The 18170-nt window shown below is 70.6% G+C and carries 14 protein-coding genes and 1 pseudogene; 8 read left to right on the top strand and 7 right to left on the bottom strand.

Features of this window, described 5'->3' with window-relative positions:
• Positions 1-397: 397 nt before the first annotated feature.
• From ACYQ5L_RS19705 to ACYQ5L_RS19685, 5 genes are all read right to left on the bottom strand, one after another.
• Positions 398-913, bottom strand: coding sequence for a GNAT family N-acetyltransferase (locus ACYQ5L_RS19705; protein ID WP_459959155.1), 516 nt, complete (start codon positions 911-913; stop codon positions 398-400).
• A gap of 600 nt (positions 914-1513) precedes the next feature.
• Complete coding sequence (locus ACYQ5L_RS19700; RefSeq protein ID WP_459959154.1) at positions 1514-2377, bottom strand: heme ABC transporter ATP-binding protein; 864 nt, start codon at positions 2375-2377, stop codon at positions 1514-1516.
• A complete protein-coding gene (locus ACYQ5L_RS19695) occupies positions 2368-3381 on the bottom strand; it encodes a FecCD family ABC transporter permease (RefSeq protein WP_459963478.1) in 1014 nt (337 codons plus the stop codon). Before ACYQ5L_RS19695 ends, ACYQ5L_RS19700 begins: the two co-directional genes overlap by 10 nt.
• A 572-nt stretch (positions 3382-3953) precedes the next feature.
• A complete protein-coding gene (locus tag ACYQ5L_RS19690; protein ID WP_459959153.1) occupies positions 3954-4991 on the bottom strand; it encodes a heme/hemin ABC transporter substrate-binding protein in 1038 nt (345 codons plus the stop codon).
• 20 nt (positions 4992-5011) lie between these two features.
• Positions 5012-5974, bottom strand: coding sequence for an aldo/keto reductase (locus ACYQ5L_RS19685; protein WP_459959152.1), 963 nt, complete (start codon positions 5972-5974; stop codon positions 5012-5014).
• A 401-nt stretch (positions 5975-6375) separates the two neighbouring features.
• Here ACYQ5L_RS19685 and ACYQ5L_RS19680 point away from each other — a divergent pair, with 401 nt between their 5' ends.
• From ACYQ5L_RS19680 to ACYQ5L_RS19645, 8 genes and pseudogenes are all read left to right on the top strand, one after another.
• Complete coding sequence (locus tag ACYQ5L_RS19680; protein WP_459959151.1) at positions 6376-7314, top strand: undecaprenyl-diphosphate phosphatase; 939 nt, start codon at positions 6376-6378, stop codon at positions 7312-7314.
• 16 nt (positions 7315-7330) lie between these two features.
• On the top strand, positions 7331-8065 hold the full coding sequence (locus tag ACYQ5L_RS19675) for a histidine phosphatase family protein (protein ID WP_379193181.1): 735 nt from the start codon (positions 7331-7333) through the stop codon (positions 8063-8065).
• 24 nt (positions 8066-8089) lie between these two features.
• On the top strand, positions 8090-8674 hold the full coding sequence (locus ACYQ5L_RS19670; RefSeq protein ID WP_459959150.1) for a DUF3090 domain-containing protein: 585 nt from the start codon (positions 8090-8092) through the stop codon (positions 8672-8674).
• Between the two features lie 3 nt (positions 8675-8677).
• Positions 8678-9445 carry an SCO1664 family protein gene (locus tag ACYQ5L_RS19665; protein ID WP_459959149.1) on the top strand — a complete coding sequence of 256 codons (768 nt, stop codon included), beginning with the start codon at positions 8678-8680 and terminating at the stop codon, positions 9443-9445.
• 168 nt (positions 9446-9613) lie between these two features.
• The gene (gene mshC, locus ACYQ5L_RS19660) at positions 9614-10852 is read left to right on the top strand and encodes a cysteine--1-D-myo-inosityl 2-amino-2-deoxy-alpha-D-glucopyranoside ligase (RefSeq protein ID WP_459959148.1); all 1239 of its coding nucleotides are present in this window, start codon (positions 9614-9616) and stop codon (positions 10850-10852) included.
• Positions 10853-11674: 822 nt separating this feature from the next.
• A pseudogene (locus tag ACYQ5L_RS19655) lies at positions 11675-13954 on the top strand (SRPBCC family protein); the annotation flags it as partial.
• A gap of 465 nt (positions 13955-14419) precedes the next feature.
• On the top strand, positions 14420-15145 hold the full coding sequence (locus ACYQ5L_RS19650; protein WP_459963477.1) for a crotonase/enoyl-CoA hydratase family protein: 726 nt from the start codon (positions 14420-14422) through the stop codon (positions 15143-15145).
• Positions 15146-15296: 151 nt separating this feature from the next.
• Positions 15297-16211, top strand: coding sequence for an alpha/beta fold hydrolase (locus ACYQ5L_RS19645; RefSeq protein WP_459959147.1), 915 nt, complete (start codon positions 15297-15299; stop codon positions 16209-16211).
• Between the two features lie 10 nt (positions 16212-16221).
• Here the strand turns inward: ACYQ5L_RS19645 and ACYQ5L_RS19640 are convergent, their stop codons facing one another.
• Entirely contained in the window at positions 16222-17118 is an 897-nt protein-coding gene (locus ACYQ5L_RS19640) for a hypothetical protein (RefSeq protein ID WP_459959146.1), read from the bottom strand.
• A 26-nt stretch (positions 17119-17144) separates the two neighbouring features.
• A complete protein-coding gene (locus ACYQ5L_RS19635) occupies positions 17145-17801 on the bottom strand; it encodes an enoyl-CoA hydratase-related protein (protein ID WP_459959145.1) in 657 nt (218 codons plus the stop codon).
• Positions 17802-18170 lie beyond the last annotated feature (369 nt).

Here is an 18170-nt window from a genome sequence, read left to right as displayed (position 1 = left end):
TTGCGGCCGCGCTGGAGCCAGCCCGAAGTGAGGCCGACCGGGATGCCCACGCCGCGGTGGTGCTCGCTGGGGTGGGCCGAGGTGGCACCGGCCACGATCGACCAAGCGGCGGTTGCGCTGGCTGGGGTGGGCCCGAAGTGGCAGGCCGCGATCGACCGGGCCGCGGTCGCGCTCGCTGGGGTGGGCCTGGCCGGGGTGGCGCTCGCAGCAGTGGACCTCGCCGGAGTGGAGCGGGACGTCGTGGATCTGGCGGGCTTGGAGTGCAAATTCGTGGGGCACGGCTATTTCGCGCGGCGCGGTCGCCCGAAGCGAGGACGCGGGGTCGCGGTGAGCGGACCCGTGGGACCGGGGACGTGCGAAACGTTCCCGGCCCCACGGTTTTCCGCAAGGCTTCCGATCAGCCTTCGAGCGGCGCGGCGTAGCGGATGACTCCGCTGGGCAGGGTGTCGCCGGGCCGCAGCGCCATGGCCATGAGCGCCTCGTCGGGAACCTCGAGGCTCATGCGGATCCCGTGCAGCGAGGCGCGGGTGAACCCGAACCGCGGGTAGTACTCGGGATGCCCGAGCACGGTGACGAATCGTTCCCCGTGCGCGGCAGCGGTTTCCAAGGCCGCCCGCACGACGGCGCTGCCCGCGCCGCTGCGCTGGTAGCGCGGCAGCACCGACACCGGCGCCAGGCACAGCGCTTCGGTGTCACCGATGTGATTGCGCGTCAGCAAGGCATGAGCAATCGGCGTATCGGTGGTGTCGACGGCGACCAGGGACAACCCGTCGATCCAACCGGGGTCGGTGCGCAGGGCCTCGACGATTCCGGCTTCCAACGGTGTGTCGAACGCGGCGAGCGTAATGGCGTGCACGAGGGCGTGCTCGCCCGGATTCTCGGCGCGCGTATTCCAGGACTGGTGTGTGCTCATCGGCGGCACAAACCCTTTCGTATTCGAGGAGCCGCTCGGCGCGTCAAGGCGCGAGCGGTGCGACGGGACGGGTCAGGCCGTCGCCGCGGAGCGTGCGGTGATCCGGCTGGCGGCGACGGCCATGCGCGCGGTCATCAACATCACTCCCTGGTCCCTGAATCCGGTGAATACGAACGCTGGTCGCCGAGGCAACTCCGCACAGCCTACCCACACTATTGGGCGACCGCCCAGCAATTTTCGCGCGGCGTGCCCGCGCTTACGCCTGCGGGGTCCTTCGCCCTACCGCTGGCGTTATGCGCGACACCGACGGACGGGCAGCGCTACGCACAGCGCGCCGATGGTCCGGTACGGGTGCAGTACCACCCGGATGGGTCGCCCCGGCTCCGGCAAGTCGACCGACCGAGTGAGTCGCCCCGAGCCCGCAAGGCGTCCGACAAGGCGCGTTGTCCGATCAAGTGGGTGTACTAGGTGGGTGTCCGACCAGGTGAGTTGTCCGACCAGGTGGGTGTCCCGACCAGGTGGGTGTCCCGACCAGGTGGGTGTCCCGACCAGATGGGTGTCCGGCTAGGTGGGGTGGCGTCCGGCTAGGTGGGTGTCCGGCTAGGTGAGCCTGCCGCGTGCAGGCAGTACCAGTTGCGCGCCGGTGACCGGGTGGTCGAACACGTCGACCGGGTGCTGGTAGACGCGGGAGAGCAGCTCGCCGGTGAGGACCTCGCGTGGCGGCCCGTCCGCGGCGATGCGCCCGGCATCGAGTACGGCGACGCGGTCGGCGTAGGCGGCGGCGACGCCGAGGTCGTGGACGACGACCACGACGGCGGCTCCGGCGGTGGCACGCTCGCGGGCCAGTCGCAGCACTTGTTCCTGATGGCCGAGGTCGAGCGCGGCGGTCGGCTCGTCCAGCAGCAGGGTGGCGGTGTCCTGCGCCAGCACCCGCGCCAGCGCGACGCGGGCGCGTTCACCGCCGGACAGGGCCGGGAACTGCCGTCCGGCAAGGTGTTCCACGTCGGTGGCCCGCAAGGCGGCGGCGATCTGCTTGTCGTCCTCGTCCTGGCGTACGGTGCGCGCCCACGGGGCACGGCCCATGGCGACGACTTCGCGTGCGGTGAACGGGAATCCGACGGTGTGGTTCTGCGGCAGCACCGCCCGCCGCCGTGCCATATCGACCGGCGCCCAGTGAGCGAGCGGTTGCCCGTCGAGTTCCACGGTCCCCGCATCGGGCTCCAGCTCCCCGGCCAGCGCCGCCAGCAGCGTGGACTTACCCGCCCCATTGGGCCCGACCAGCGCGACGATCTGCCCGGCGACCACCTCGAAGTCGACCTCGTCGAGCACTCGCCGCCCGCCATTGCGTTCCAGCCCGACCCCGCGCGCCCGCATGGTGACCGCGCCCGGTCCGGGCGTACCCGGCAGTTCATGGCGGCGCGTGAAAACCCCGGAGACGCTACGCAATAGAGTACTCACGCCCATCCTCCCGATCGGGCGCGCGTGCGCCGCAGCAGCCAGAAGAAGAACGGCCCGCCGACCAGCGAGGTCAGCATGCCCAACGGCAGATCGGCATTGTGCACCAGCGCCCGGGCCCCGATATCGGCGGCCAGCAGCACCACCGCGCCGAGAATGGCGCTCAACGGAATCAGCACCCGATGCGCGGGCCCCACCAGCATCCGCACCAGGTGCGGCACGATCAACCCGACGAACAAGATGATCCCGGTGAACGCCACCCCCGCCGTGGCCAGCACCGCCACCACCACGATCACATTGCGCCGCAACCGCTCCACATCCACACCCAGATGCCGCGCCGCCGATTCCCCCAGCGCCAGCAGATCCAGCTTCGCCGCCATCAACACCGCGGCCGCCACCCCCACGAGCGTGAGCGGCGCGACCACCGCCACCGACTGCCAGGTCGCCCCATTGAGACTGCCCAACTGCCAGAACACGATCTGATCCCGCGCCGCCGGCGACGCGGTGAACAGCAAGAACGAAATCAACCCACCCGCGAACGCATTGATCGCCACACCGGTCAACACCAGCGTCACCACCTCGGTCCGCCCATTCGACCGCGCCAGCACATACACCAGCGTCGTCGTGAGCAGCCCCGCCGCGAACGCCCCCGCCGCCACCGACCAAGCAGCCGCGAACGCACCCCCGACCACAATGACGGTGCCCGCACCCACCGCCGCCCCAGCGGATACACCGATCACGCCGGGTTCAGCCAGCGGATTGGCGAACACCCCCTGCAACAGTGCACCTGCTGTAGCCAGTGCGGCCCCCACCAGAATCGCGAGCACCACCCGCGGAAACCGCACCTCCCACAACGTCACATCCCCAGCCGGATGCGCCGGCATCGGCCCCCACTCCAGCCCGATCCGATGAAAGAAACTCCCCGCCACCTCCGCCGCACTGGTAGGAACCTGCCCCACCGCCGCCGAAACCAACGCCAGCCCCACCAACACCGCAATCCCCACCGCGAAGATCACTGCAGTCCGCGACCACCGCCGCGACCGACCACCGCCGACCCTGGAGTCGCCCTCACGTACGGCCGCGTTCGCCGTATCACTCACGCCCCGTGCCGTTGCGCCCCCGGTTGGCGAGTGGCCACTCGCGCCGGAATCAGACCGGTGGCGCCCAGCGCTCATCCGTGCCCGCCCATCCGCGTTCGCTGCGGCAGCAGTGGTCTCGCCTGCGGACCACGCCGGGGTGCGTAGCGGCGAATCAGGTGGCGCAGCCGGCGAATCCGCTGCACAGTCAGGACCATCCGCGGTCCCTGCCGCGCCGGTCGGCGACGGCGAAGCTGCTGCCTGCGCGGTCGCACCGGCGGCCGAATTCGGATCTGCCCGCGTGGCGTTGGTCGCCGCGGCGTCGGCGGCACTGCCGGGTTGTGTCGCGCCGTGGTCGATGTCTGCCGTGCTGCCGTTGGCTCGGGTAGATGCTGCTTGCGTTCGCGGAGGCGAATCAGGTGGTGTGACAGGTGGTTCCGCGTGGTCGGGTGGGTTGGGCGCGTGCGTAGGCGGGTTGTGCGCGGTCCCGTCCTGGGGGTTGGTGTCGGTCATGCCGTCTTTTCGCCGTAGACGGCTTGGACGAGGGCGGCGACGACGCGGCCGGTGTTGGGGCCGAAGGAGAGGATGACGTTGTCGGCCATGTCGACGACGCGCCTGTTCTTGCCGGCGGGGGTTTGGGCCAGGCCGGGGATTTTCACCAGGCCGTCGACGCCGCCGACGGAGGCCAGGCCGTCGGACATGAGGAGGATGACGTCGGGGGCGGCGGCGATGAGGGCTTCGCTGGTGATGGGGATGAACGGTTCGGTGATTCCGGAGGCGGTGCCGGCGTCCTCGCCGCCGAGGGCGGTGATGAGCTGGTCGGCGCCGGAGCCGGGGCCGGCGATCATGGTGATGGCGGTGGAGCGCAGGTAGAGGAACGCGATGCGCAGGGGCTTGTCGTGCGGGGGCACCGATGCGGTAGCGGCGGCGATCTCGTCGGTGGTGCGCTGGGCGAGCCGTTTGCCCGCCTCGGGCACGCCGAGGGCGGCGGCGACGGCGTCGATCATCGGGACGACACCGTCCATGGTGCGCTGCGGGTCGAAGTAGACGACGGTGATGCCCAGCGCGCGCAACTGGTCGCGCATGACGGCGGTGACGCTGGTGGTGTCGGTGAGGAATACCGAGGGTTGCAGCGCCGCAACGGCTTCCACATTCAGCGTGCCGGACCCGGCGGTCACGGTGGGCAGGTTCATGGCGACCGGCGGCGCGTTGGTGGACCGGCCGACCAGATTGTTGCCCAGTCCCAGCGCGACGACGGTCTGGACGAGGGTGCCGTAGCGGTCGGCGGCGATGATGCGGCCGACGTCGGTGACGGTGACGTCGCTGCCGTCGAAGGAGCGCACGGTCACCGGCAGCGTCGGCGTGGGCGCGGGCCCGATCGGGACCGGGTTCGCATCGGCGAGGGTCGCGGTGGCGGGGCCGTGGCCGCCGGTCGCGGCATCCCCGCCGGTACCGCAGGCGGTGGCGCCGAGGGCGAGGGTTCCGGTGAGCAGAACGAGCAGGGTGCGCAGGACGCCGGATGATCGAGCACTCACGAAACTCCTCATGCAGGCAAGGCTAGCCTGGCTCATTCCGTGCGCGCGCTCACGTCGCCCAGTGCGGCGGCGATGGCGCGGGGCAGTTCCAGGGTTTCGGCGGCCAGGATTCCGGTGAGCTGGCCGATATCGCGGGCGCCGACGAGCATGCTGGCCACGCCGGGCTGATCCCGGATCCAGGCCAGCGCCACGGCCAGGGGAGAGGTGCCCAGGCCGTCGGCGGCGGTGACGACGGCGTCGACCACGCGCACGGCGCGGTCGTCGAGACCCGCGGTGATCTCGGCGGCGGTGGCCTCGTCCGCGCCGCGGGAGTCGGCGGGCACGCCGTCACGGTATTTGCCGGTGAGGATGCCGCCCGCCAGGGGCGCGGTGGCGATGACGCCGATGCCGTGATGCTGTGCGGCGGGCACGAATTCGTGTTCGACCCCGCGCGCCAGCAGCGAGTAGGGGGTTTGCGCGGCGGTCAGGGGCGCGGCCGCGGCGAGGGTGGCCAGCTGCCAGCCGTCGTAGCCGCGGGCCCCGGCGTAGCGGACGCGCCCGGAGCGCACCGCGTATTCGAGGGTGGCGGCGATCTCCTCCAGTGGGGTGTGCGGATCCCAGGCGGCGACGGTCCACACGTCGAGATAGTCGGTGCCCAGTACCTGCAAGGTGGTGTCGAGCTGGCGCATCATGGTGCGCCGGGAGGCGTCGATCTGCCAGCGCAGCGGTTGCGGCGCGGGCCCGGCGGCGGGATCGGTGAGCACCGGGGTCTGTCCGGCACAGCCGCTCAAAACCAGTTCCTCGCGCCCGATTTCGCCGATGAGTTCACCGAGGATGTGCTGGGCGGCGCCGTCACCGTAGGCGGGGGAGGTGTCGACCAGGGTGCCGCCGGCCTCCACGAACGCCTCCAGTTGCGCGCCCGCGTCCTCGGCGTCGGTTTCCCTGCCCCAGGTGTGGGTGGCCAGCCCGAGTCGGGAGACCCGCAGGCCGCTGCGCCCCACCGTCCGTTGTTCCATCACCGCGCTTGCACTTTCGTCACACGCGTCAGCCTAAGCGCACTCGTCGCATTCCCCCGGGTATGCCTCGCGCGGACACGAGCGGGGCGTGAGGAGGACACCGGGCGGATCTGCGCCACCCCCGCGATCGACCCGCGGTCTCCGCCGCTCGGATTCGCTCCACCGCGATGGTCCGGCCTGTGTCACCCTCGCGATGGGGTTCGCACCGTCATCGTGGTGGTCGCGCGCCGGTCACGGCCGGGCGGGCCGACAGGGTGGTTGGGCCGTTCCGGTGTTCGCCGCCACGGCGCGCCCTGTAGGGTCGCTGCGGTGCCGGGGATGTGCTGCGCGGCATGCACGGGCCGTCTGGAGTGTCGCCAATCCTCCAGCGGTGGAAGACGATTGACAGATCTGGAGGGTGTGTGGGCGAGTCGATGACGTGGGTGCAGGCCCTGGTGCTGGGCCTGGTGCAGGGCTTGACGGAGTTTCTGCCGATTTCGTCGTCGGCGCATTTGCGGATCGTCTCGGCGGTGTTCTTCGGCGACGACGCGGGCGCCTCGTTCACCGCGGTCACCCAGCTGGGCACCGAGGCCGCGGTGCTGGTGTACTTCGCCAAGGACATCTGGCGCATCGTGGTGGCCTGGTTCAGCACGCTGTATCTGCGCCTGACCGCGCGCAAGCGCCAGACCGTGCCGCTGCACGATCAGCCCACCCAGGTGCTGCCGGTCTACACCGACGCCGGCTACGGCCTGGATTCCGAGGCGCAGCGCGAATTGGACTACCGCATCGGCTGGTACGTGATCATCGCCACCATCCCGATCGGCGTGCTGGGCTTCCTGTTCAAGGACGAGATCCGCACCGGCGCCCGCAATCTGTGGCTGATCTCCACCATGCTGATCGTGTTCGCCCTGGTCATCGCCGCCGGCGAGTACTACGGGTCCAAGCGCCGCCCGATCGAGCAGCTGACCACCCGCGACGGCCTCATCATGGGCTTCGCGCAGTGCCTGGCCCTCATCCCGGGCGTGTCGCGTTCGGGCGCCACCTCCACGGCCGGTCTGTTCTGCGGCCTGACTCGTGAAGCGGCCGTGCGTTTCTCGTTCCTGCTGGCCATTCCCGCCGTGGTCGCCTCCGGCCTGTTCTCGCTGCCCGACGCCTTCGAACCCGCCGGTGCGGGCCTCAATGCCTCGGGCCTGCAACTGCTGGTCGCGACCGTGATCGCCTTCGCCGCCGGTTACGCCTCGGTGGCGTGGCTGCTGCGTTTCGTCACCGATCATTCGCTGAACTGGTTCGTCGGCTACCGCATCGCCCTCGGCTTGACCGTGATGGGCCTGCTGGCGACCGGCGTCGTCTCGGCGACCTAGCGACTAGGCTGGCACGGTGACGGTGATCCTGTTGCGGCACGGCGTGTCCACGTCGAACACTGCCCGCACTCTGGCCGGCCGCAGCGCGGGCGTCGATCTGACCGAACGCGGGCGCGAACAAGCCCACGCGGTGTCCGACCGGCTGTCCTCGCTGCCCATCGAGCACATCGTGTGCTCCCCGCTGCTGCGCTGCCAGCGCACCGTCGCGCCCCTGGCCGACAAGCTCGGACTCGACGCCGAACCCGACGAACGCCTGCTGGAAGTCGACTACGGCGACTGGACGGGCAAGGCCCTGGCCGATCTGGTGAGCGAACCGCTGTGGAAGGTGGTGCAGCGACACGCCTCGGCAGCGGTGTTCCCCGCCGGAGAAGCGTTGGCGCACGTACAGTTCCGCGCGGTGTCCGCCATCCGCGAACTCGACCGCGCCTTCGCCGACAAGCACGGCGGCGATGTGCTGTGGGTGGCGTGCACGCACGGCGACGTGATCAAGTCCGTGCTGGCCGACGCCTTCGGCATTCACCTCGACGGCTTCCAGCGCATCGTGGTCGAACCGGCCTCGCTCAGCGTCGTCCGCTACACCCCCACCGCACCATATGTGTGGCGGGTGAACGACACCGGCGCGGATCTGTCGTCGCTGGCGGCGATTTCGCCACGGTCCGGCGGCGACTCCAGAGCGGCGCCGGTTCCCGGGGGTGAAACGGGTATCACCCCGGGTACGGATAATGGGGTTGCGGAACGCCCCGATTCTTAAGTGAAACAGCTGTCAGGAGGTGCCATGGGCCGAGCAATCCATATCTTCCGCACCCCCGATCGTTTCATCGCCGGCACCGTCGGCGAGCCGGGCGACCGCGCTTTCTACCTGCAAGCCGTGCAGGAACCGCGCGTGGTCAGCGTGCTGCTGGAAAAGCAGCAGGTGAAGGTGCTGGCCGATCGGATGGGTCTACTGCTGGACGAGGTGGCGCGCCGTTTCGGCACGCCCGTCCCGCCGCAACCCGCCGACGTCGCCGACGTCGACCCGCTCGTCACCCCCATCGATGCCGAATTCCGGGTCGGCACCATGGGTTTGGGCTGGGACGCCGACGCGGGCGCGGTAGTGGTGGAGTTGCTGGCCATCACCGAGACCGAGGTGGACGAATCGGTGGTGCTCGACGACACCGAGGAGGGTCCCGACGCGGTGCGGGTGTTCCTCACCCCGGTGCAGGCCCGCGAATTCGCCTTACGGTCGGCGCGGGTGATCGCCGCGGGACGGCCGCCGTGCCCGCTGTGCGGGGAGCCGCTGTCCCCGGCCGGGCACATGTGCGTGCGCACCAACGGCTACAAGCGCGGCGATATCTTCCCCGCCCCCGATATCGAGGACTGAACGGTGAGCACCGACCCCGTGGCCACCGCCGAGCTGACGGTGCTCGGGCAGGTCACCACCGCCTCCAACGCCACCCTGGTCTGCGAGGCCGAGGGCGTGCGGGTGGTGTACAAGCCGGTGCGCGGGGAGCGGCCGTTGTGGGATTTCCCGGACGGCACCCTCGCCGGGCGCGAGGTGGGCTCGTATCTGGTGTCGGAAGCCTTGGGGTGGGGCGTGATTCCGCGCACCCTCCTGCGCGACGGGCCCTACGGGCCGGGCATGGTGCAACGCTGGATCGACATCGTCGAGGACGACACGCCCGAACTGGTGGACCTGTGCCCGGTCGGGCAGATTCCCGACGGGTATCTGGAGGTGCTGCGCGCCCTGGACGGGTCCGGGCACCGGGTGTCGCTGATCCACGCCGACGATCCGGGATTGCAGCGCATGGCGGTGCTGGATGTGCTGATCAACAATGCCGATCGCAAGGGCGGGCATGCGCTGCGCGGGCTCGACGGGCGGGTGTACGGCGTCGATCACGGCATCTGCCTGCACGCCGAACCGAAGCTGCGGACCGTGCTGTGGGGGTGGGCGCGCGAGCCCATCGCCGAGGAATTGCTCACCGACATCACGGTTTTGGTCAAAGCCATCCCCGGGGAGCTCGGCGACCGGCTGGCGGAATTGATCACCGACGCCGAGATCGAAGCCCTCGAGGCGCGCGGGCGCGCACTGCTCGACGACCCGGTCATGCCGCTGCCGGATTCCTCGCGCCCCATTCCCTGGCCCGCGTTCTGAATTCACCTCCGGGGCGCGCCGAACGTTGCATGCATCATGATTTCAACCATTGACGGATGCGCATGAGTCACTAAGGTGCAGGTCGTCCCCGCCCTACCGCAGTGCGCCGGGCCGGTGCGGGCCGGGGGTGCGCGGGGTGGACGTCGCGTTCACCGTTAACCTCGATTCATGCAGTCCTGGTCCGATATCGCTGTCCCGACCGTTCCCGGATCCGGACCGGCGTTGCGGTTATACGACACCGCCGACAAGCAGGTCCGTCCGGTCACCCCCGGGCCCACCGCCACCATGTACGTCTGCGGGATCACCCCCTACGACGCCACCCACCTCGGCCACGCCGCCACCTACCTCACCTTCGATCTGGTGCAGCGCCTGCTGCGCGACGCCGGGCACGAGGTGCACTACGTGCAGAACGTCACCGACGTCGACGACCCGCTGTTCGAACGCGCCACCCGCGACGGCATCGACTGGCGCGACCTGGGCGCCCGCGAGATCAACCTCTACCGCGAGGACATGGCGGCGCTGCGGGTGATCCCGCCGCGCCACTACATCGGCGCCATCGAATCGGTGCAGGAAGTGGTGGAGCTGGTCGACAAGCTGCTCGCCTCCGGCGCCGCCTACGTCGTGGACGACCCGCAGTACCCCGACATCTACTTCCGCCACGACGCCACCGAGCAGTTCGGCTACGAATCCGGCTACGACCGCGCCACCATGGAAACGCTGTTCGCCGAACGCGGCGGCGACCCGGACCGCCCCGGCAAGCGCGACCCCATCGACGCCCTGCTGTGGCGGGCCGAACGCCCCGGCGAACCGTCCTGGCCCGCCCCCTTCGGCGCCGGACGCCCCGGCTGGCACATCGAATGCGCCGCCATCGCCCTCAACCGCATCGGCACCGAATTCGACATCCAGGGCGGCGGCAGCGACCTGATCTACCCGCACCACGAATACTCCTCCGCGCACGCCGAGGCCCTGGTCAAGGGCCGCCGCTTCGCCCGTCACTACGTGCACGCCGGCCTCATCGGCCTCGACGGCGAAAAAATGTCCAAATCGCGCGGCAACCTGGTGTTCGTCTCCGCACTCCGCCGCTCCGGCACCGACCCGGCCGCCATCCGCCTGGGCCTGTTCGCCGGCCACTACCGCCAGGACCGCGAATGGTCGGACGCGGTTCTCACCGAGGCCCTCACCCGCCTGGACCGCTGGCGCACCGCCGCCGCCCTCGCCTCGGGCCCGTCCGCCGCCGACACCGTCGCCCGCCTGCGCCAGCACCTGGCCGACGACCTGGACACCCCGAAAGCCCTTGCCGCGGTGGACAGCTGGGCCCACCAGGCCCTCACCTACGGCGGCCCCGACACCACCGCCCCCACCCTGGTCTCCGACGCCGTGGACGCCCTGCTGGGCATTCGCCTCTAGCCGTTCCGCATTGGTTCGGGTTGCTGGGCGTCCGCGTCCAGCCGTTCCGCATTGGTTCGGGCTGCTGGGCATCCGCCTCCAGCCCTTCCACATCGGCTGGAGGATCGCTGGTGCGTGGCCGAGATCGGGCCACGCACCAGTCTCAGCCGCGCACCAGCGTGGCACCGCGGCGGGGCGAGCATCGGTTGGGCGCGATTGTGCGGTCCGCGCGGCCTATGCGACGCGACGTGGCCGATAGCCCCGGCGAGCAAGTTCAGACGCAGGTCGCGTGCGGGAATGGCGTTGCGCGGCGGCGGAGCCGCGGCGGTCGCCGCTGGATTCGCCGGTCACGCTGGCGCCCAGCGGTTCTCGATGCCATCTCTGCGTGCGGCGAACACGCTCGCATCGGTGCTTGCATACGGTCGGCGCGCGTGCGGGTGAAGGAGGTTCGGATGCGATCCGAGCGCGCGGTCGGGCACGCGGTGCGAGGTCGACGCGCACCAGCGCGAGCGGTTCACCGTCCATGGCGAAGACCCGGGGCGCGTTGCGGGCGTAGGCGTTGAAGCGTTGCAGCTCTTCGAGTGTCACGTCGGCGACCGTCGCGATGCCGTCGTGCCAGCGGGTTGCGGGCCCGCGCGGGGTGATGGGTGTGCCCGGGAAGCGGTCATATGGAGGCCAAAACCCAGCGACCGCCCGGCATCGACTGCACCCCCGCAGCGACCGCAAGCGACGCTGGACCGGCGCTGCGGGAACTCGGAGGCGCCCAGGGCGATCTCCAGTTGGGCGCTTCGGTCGTAGGGGCATTCTCCCTGCTGGCCCGTGGGCACTTGGGCGCGCCGGGGGATGGTCCGAGGTGTGTCGCGCTGCGTGCCCACCGTGTGTTGGGTCCGGGAGTCCGGGTGGGCCGGGTGTGGCGGGACGGGTTCGGGCTGCCGTGCGGCGGGGGTTGGCGATACGGTGTGTATCAGATTGTCTCTTACCCTCAATGAGGAGGTTGCCGTGACCGCGGTGCCCGGTTTCGAGCGATTGCGTGCGGTGGTCGAGCAGGGGCGGGCGGTGCGCAAGCAGTTGCGGGCCGGTGGACAGTTGCTCGACAGCGTGCGCCGGGATCCGCGGATCGTGCGGGAGCTGCTGGCCGGATTGACCGGGCGCGCAAGTGAATCGGCGCCGGTCGACCTCGGGGATCATGTGCCGCCGGAGGGGCTGGCGGGGTTCGCGCGGACCGCGCACGCGCGTCAGCCGCTCGAGGTGGATGCGGCGTCGGCGCGGGCGTTTCTGTCGGATCTGGGGCGGATGCCGCAGTGGGTCACCTTCCATGCCGGATGGCGCGGCGATCCGCCGGGTGTGGCGGTGGAGGGGGCCGAGTTCGTGCAGGTGGCTCAATTCATGGGTATCCCTGCGGAATTGCGGTGGACCGTCGGCGAGGTCGGCGAGACGGGGATGGTGTTGCGCGGCAGCGGGCCGCAGGGGCTGTCGCTGGGTTTGTGGGTCACGGTGGCGCCCAGCGGTTCCGGGTCGACGGTGTACGTGGACGCGGGCCTGGCGGGACAGCCGGTGGAGGGGCCGCTGGGGGCGACGGTGGCGCGCGGACTCGGTGACGCGCTGCGTGATTCGCTGGCCGTGCTGCCGTCGATGATCACGTCCGGGCCGGTGGCGACGCGGCCGACGCGGAAGGCGGTGCGGCATCGGGCTTCCGGTGTGGTGCTGGCGCCGACGACGCCGGTGCTGGTCGGGGTCGGGCAGGTCGTGAACCGTACCCCGGATCCGGGTTTCGCCGATCCGTCGATCCTGGCGGTGCGGGCCTTGCGTGCCGCGGCCGCCGACACCGGTGCCGGAGACGCCGTGCTCACCGGCGCGGACGCGGTGTTCGCGGTCGCGCCGACCTCGTGGCAGTACCGGGATCTGGGCGCGCTGGTGGCCGAGCAGCTCGGGGCGGGGCGGGTGGACACGGTGCAGTCCAGTCCGTTCGGCGGGGACGGCGGCCAATTGGTGGTCAACGAGGCCGCGGCCGCCATCGCCGCCGGAGACTACGACATCGTGCTGGTCACCGGCGCCGAGGCGGGCGCCACCCAGGCGGCCGCGCAACGCGGTGGCATCGAATTGGATTGGCCCGTCCAGGGTTCGCAGGTGCGGCCCACCCGCACCGTCGGCATCGACAAACCGGCCAATAATCCCGCCGAGGCCGCCGCGGGATTACAGGCCCCGATCAATATGTACGCGCTGCTGGAATCGGCCAACCGCGGCCGGTTGCGGCGCACGCCCGCCGAGCACGACCGCGCGATCGCCGAGCTGTGGTCGCGCTTCTCGACGGTGGCCGCGGCGAATCCGCAGGCCTGGCAGCCGCAGGAGTTCACCGCCGCGCAGATCGCCACGGTCACCGACGCCAATCGCATGATCTCGGCCCCCTACACCAAACTCGAATGCGCCAACCTGCAGGTCGACATGGCCAGCGGGCTGATCCTGTGCAGCGCCGCCGCCGCGGAAGCCGCCGGCATCCCGCAGGACAAATGGGTGTTCATCCACGCCGCCGCCTCCGGCACGGACGACTGGTTCGTCACCGAGCGCGCCGATCTGGCCGCCTCCCCGGCCATCCGCGCCCTCGGCGCGGCCGCCCTCGCCCACGCCGGGGTGAGCATCGACGACATCACCCATGTCGACCTCTACGCCTGCTTCCCGGTCGCCGTCCAGATCGCGGCCCGCGAACTGGGCCTGCCCACCGACGACCCCAAACGTCCGCTGACCCTCACCGGCGGCCTCACCTTCGCCGGCGGCCCCGGCAACAACTACGGCGGCCACGCCATCGCCACCCTCGTCACCGCCCTGCGCGCCGACCCGCACGCCTACGGCCTGGCCACCTCCCTGGGCTGGTATCTCACCAAACACGCCCTCGCCGTCTACTCCGCGACCCCGCCCGCGACCCCGTACGCACACCTCACCCCGATCATCGACCACCCGCCGGCCCGCCGCGCCCGCCTCGGCTACGAGGGCCCGGCCGTCGTGGAGGCCTACACCCTCCCGTACGGCCGCGACGGCCACCCCGAATCGATCATCCTTAGCCTGCTCACCCCGGATGGCGACCGAACCCTGCTGCGCAGCACCGACTCCCACCTGCTGGCAGTCCTCACCCAGCCTACGGCCGCCACCCGGCCCACGGCGGCAACCCAGCACACGGCCGGAACCCGGCCCACCCCCGCCGAACCACACCTGTCGCAAACCGACCCGGACGCGACCACCGCGTCGCAGGACATCGCGCGCGACCCCGATACGTCGCCGCCCGCTCGAGGTGTGACCACCGCGTCGCAGGACGTCGCGCGCGACCCCGATACGTCGCCGGCCGCCCGAGGCGCGACCACCGCGTCGCAGGACATCGCGGACCACCCCTCGACGCCTGCCGATACCACCGCAGATCCCGCGGTGCCCACCACTGCCACGGACGATGCCGACGCGGGCGGCTGGCCCGCCGACGGCGATCTGCTGGGTCTGCCGGTGACCGTGTCCGGCACGGGGATTCGGCTCGAGAGCGCCGAGCGCGTGGCATTGCCGCCACCGCCGCCGGCCCCGGTGCTGGTGGAGCGGCGTGGGCACATCATGATCATCACGATCAATCGCCCGCAGGCGCGCAATGCGATCGACCTGGCCACGGCGCGGGGCCTGGAGCGGGCCATCGACGCCTACGAGGCCGACCCTGAGATTCGCATCGCCATCCTCACCGGGGCGGGCGGGTACTTCAGTGCCGGAATGGATCTCAAGGCGGCCGCGCGCGGCGAGGTGCCGGTCACCGAGAAGCGCGGCATTCTCGGCATTGTCGCCCAGCCGCCGGCGAAGCCGTTGATCGCCGCGGTCGAAGGCCCCGCGCTGGCCGGTGGCTGCGAACTGGCCTTGGCGGCGGATCTGATTGTGGCCGCGGAGGATTCGGTGTTCGGTATCCCCGAGGTCAAGCGGGGCCTGGTGGCGGTCGGCGGCGGGGTGCTGCGATTGTCGCAGCGGCTGCCGCGGGCCATCGCCATGGAGTTGGCGCTGACCGGGGATCCCATCACCGCCGCCCGGGCCGCGGAGCTGGGGTTGATCAATCAGGTCGCCGCCCCGGGCCAGGCGCTCACCGCCGCTGTGGCCTTGGCCGAACGGGTCGCGGTCAACGCGCCGCTGAGCGTCGACGCCAGCAAGCAGATCATCGAGCGGTGCCCGGACTGGTCGACCGCCGAAGCCTTCGCCCGTCAGGGGCAGGTGGCCGCGGTGGCGCTGTCGTCGCAGGACGCCGGTGAGGGCATGCGCGCCTTCGTGGAGAAGCGCGCCCCGGTCTGGCGCGGTCGCTGACACCGGCGCCGATTGTGAAACAACGCCGACCGGGAACTGGTGGCGGGCACTACTCGCACAATGCCGCCACCAGTTCCCGGTGATCGGCTGTCCAACAGCGGAATCGGTGGGGCGCGGCGAGAATGACCGGCGAGACTGGAAGAGAGGCCCCATGACTGCGGCGAAGTTCATCGAATCCACGCGGACGCTCGAGCGCGACGGGCTGGTGCTGACGGCGCGGCACGCGGGCTCGCCCGAGGCGCCGCTGGTGCTGCTGCTGCACGGTTTTCCGGATACTCCGCACAGCTGGGACGGTCTGATCCCGTTGCTGCTCGATGCCGGCTATCAGGTGCTGGCCCCGTGGCTGCGCGGCTACACCCCCGGCTCGGCCGCGCGCGACGCCCGCTACGACCTGCTGGCCGTCAGCGCCGATATCGCGGCCTGGCATCGGGAACTGGGTGCACCACCCGCCCATCTGGTCGGCCACGACTGGGGCGCGTTCGTCGCCCAGGTGCTGGCCAAACAGCAGCCCCGGCAGTGGCTTTCCCAGACCCTGCTGGCGATTCCGCCCTTCGGCGACGGTTTCGCCCCGCAGGCGCTGCGCTATCTGCCCCGCCAGATGATGCTGTCGTTCTACATCCCGATCGTGCAGTCCGGCGCCTCCCCGCGGCTGCTCGCCCGCGACGAGGCGGCGTTCGTGCGCAGCCTGTGGCGGCGCTGGTCACCGGGCTGGGATTTCACCGACGCCGAGTTCGCCCCCACCGCAGGGGTTTTCACCGATCCCGCGCGAGCCTGGGCGGCGACCCGCTACTACCGCTCCCTGTTCACGATCCACCGCCGCAGAACGCGGGAGTTCTTCGAGGTCCTGCTGGCCCCGCCCGCTCCGCTGCCGACGCTCACCCTGGCCGGAGCCCGCGACGGCGCCTTGTCCGCCGGTCTGCAACGCGCCCTGTCCGCCCGCGCCGGGGCAACCCATGCCGAACTGCCCGGTTGCGGTCATTTCCTGCACGCCGAACGCCCGGCCGCGGTGGCCGAGCATCTGCTGCCGCACCTGCGCCGCGCCGATGCTCCAGCACCGCACCAATGAGCCGGTCGTTCTACTCCGCCGCCAGCAAGTGCTGTAAGTACTCGGCGGTCATGCTCTGGCGATAGCTGTTGTCGGCCAGTCCGATATCGCGTGCTTCGCTGCTGTCGATCATCCGTATGCGCTCGTCGGCGGTCTCGGCAGCACCGAATTCGCCGGTATCGACCCCTGGCCAGACGTGCGGGGCGTGGTAGATCTCCGGATCGGCGGGGAAGCCGGCGAGCACGTCGGTGTTGTGGCCGACGAAAATCCAGGTGCCGTCCTTGATGAGGCTCTCCTCGGTGTAGACGGGGTGGGGGCGCGGTGATGCCAGAATTCTCGCGTTCGCCTGCCCGTCGGCGGAGTGGCCCTCGAACAGGCCCACGGCGGTACCGAACCGGTTTCTGGTGATCACCACGGCGATCCGGTAGGCGCTCGGTCCGACGGGAACGGCGAACAGGTCGCCGGGGATGGCCTTCCGTGCGTACCGGGCGCGGGGGGCTGTCAGGGCCTGGATGTCGGATCCACGGATGTCGGCCAGCCGCACTCGCCCGGTACGCAGCGCCGCCAGGATCACGGTGGCGAACTGCTGCGGCGTGGCGAGAGCACCGGTGATCTCGCAGATCCGCTGCAGGACAGCCACGTTGAGATCCTGCGCATCGACGAACACGCCATCGTTCAGCTCACCGACCCGCGAGGGTTGCTCGCTGCGATAGCGCTGCCCGCCCGTCAGCGTCGCGGACAGCTTCAACGGTAGGGTGAAGGATCCGGCGGCATACTCTCCCTCGTCCGGGATGGCCCAGCCGAGGATCTCCAGCAACTCCGCGAGAGTCGGCGCCCCGGCGCAGGCCGCCCCGAACTCCGCACAGACATCAACGAGACTCTCCACCGCCGCGTCGAGGTCATCGGTGGACAACACCAACTCGCCCATGAGGTTCTCCGCCTCCGCGTCCGGCCTCACGCGAGGGTGAGAGCGGCGGCCGCGTCGGCGAACATGACGGTTTTGATCGCGGCCAGAGTGCCCGGGTCCTTGGCGCCGAGGGGCAGCAGCCGGGCGACGGCGGTGTCGAGAACAGCGCCGGCCTCGGCGGTGGCGTCGATCAGATCGTGGGTGAGGGCTTCGGGCGCCGGAAAGCGGTGACCGGTGGTCATGGCGGCGACGGCGGACTTGGGGGTGAGCTTGGCCTGGATGAGCGCGGCCATGCCCTTGGTGAAGGGGATGCGGATATCGGCCTCGGGGAAGCAGAAGAAGCCGCGATCGGCGCGCATGACCCGGAAGTCGTGGGCCAGCGCGAGCATGGCGCCGGCGCCGAAGGCATGACCGGGCAGGGCGGCCGCGGTGGGCAGCGGGAAGGTGAGCAGGCGCGCCAGCAGCGATTGCACCTGGGCCACATACCATTCGGCGCGCTCACTGTGGGCGGCCAGCCACTCCAGATCCAACCCGTTGGAGTAGAACTTGCCCGTCGCGGTCGTGACCAGCGCATGCGCGCCCTCGGCGACGGCGGCGTCGAGGTGAGCGTTGATCTCGGTGAGCAACTCGGGTGAGAAACGGTTCTCGCCCTCGCCGAGATCGAGCACGGCAATCTTGTCGCGGTAGGTGAGGGTCGCGGTCATGAGGGTTCCTTCATCGTTGTGTTACGCGAAAATCAAGGTATTGCAGACAGATTCGAAGCGAAGCGGCGCAGGCGGTGCCGTTGGGCGGTTCGAGGAACAGGAAGGACGGATTCACCGGGGCCGCAAGCATCCCGTCTGCGAACCCACCGGCGCCATGCCGACACGGCCGGAAGGCGAGCGGGCTGAACGACTCCGGTTGCTGTCTCGCTCATAGCGGGAAGGTGAGCAAGTCGAGCAGCTCTGGCTGTTGCCTCGCTCGCAGGGGGATGCCGGGCTACAGTCCGGCCGCTCGACGCGGCGGGCACGGCCTTGCCCAGAGGTGGGCGCCATGTCCGCAGGTGGCGGTTGTCGCGGGCGAGATGGACGGTC

Source organism: Nocardia sp. IFM 10818, from assembly GCF_054655275.1.
The sequence above is the reverse complement of the archived record's forward strand: the minus strand, read 5'-3'. Positions and strand labels throughout refer to the sequence as shown.

What these genes read in the sequence shown, in the direction of transcription:
- ACYQ5L_RS19705 (WP_459959155.1), bottom strand. Translation starts at nt 913, where the DNA reads ATGAGCACACACCAGTCCTGGAATACGCGCGCCGAGAATCCGGGCGAG.
- ACYQ5L_RS19700 (WP_459959154.1), bottom strand. Translation starts at nt 2,377, where the DNA reads ATGGGCGTGAGTACTCTATTGCGTAGCGTCTCCGGGGTTTTCACGCGC.
- ACYQ5L_RS19690 (WP_459959153.1), bottom strand. Translation starts at nt 4,991, where the DNA reads ATGAGGAGTTTCGTGAGTGCTCGATCATCCGGCGTCCTGCGCACCCTG.
- ACYQ5L_RS19685 (WP_459959152.1), bottom strand. Translation starts at nt 5,974, where the DNA reads ATGGAACAACGGACGGTGGGGCGCAGCGGCCTGCGGGTCTCCCGACTC.
- ACYQ5L_RS19670 (WP_459959150.1), top strand. Translation starts at nt 8,090, where the DNA reads ATGGGCCGAGCAATCCATATCTTCCGCACCCCCGATCGTTTCATCGCC.
- mshC (WP_459959148.1), top strand. Translation starts at nt 9,614, where the DNA reads ATGCAGTCCTGGTCCGATATCGCTGTCCCGACCGTTCCCGGATCCGGA.
- ACYQ5L_RS19650 (WP_459963477.1), top strand. Translation starts at nt 14,420, where the DNA reads ATGATCATCACGATCAATCGCCCGCAGGCGCGCAATGCGATCGACCTG.
- ACYQ5L_RS19645 (WP_459959147.1), top strand. Translation starts at nt 15,297, where the DNA reads ATGACTGCGGCGAAGTTCATCGAATCCACGCGGACGCTCGAGCGCGAC.
- ACYQ5L_RS19640 (WP_459959146.1), bottom strand. Translation starts at nt 17,118, where the DNA reads ATGGGCGAGTTGGTGTTGTCCACCGATGACCTCGACGCGGCGGTGGAG.
- ACYQ5L_RS19635 (WP_459959145.1), bottom strand. Translation starts at nt 17,801, where the DNA reads ATGACCGCGACCCTCACCTACCGCGACAAGATTGCCGTGCTCGATCTC.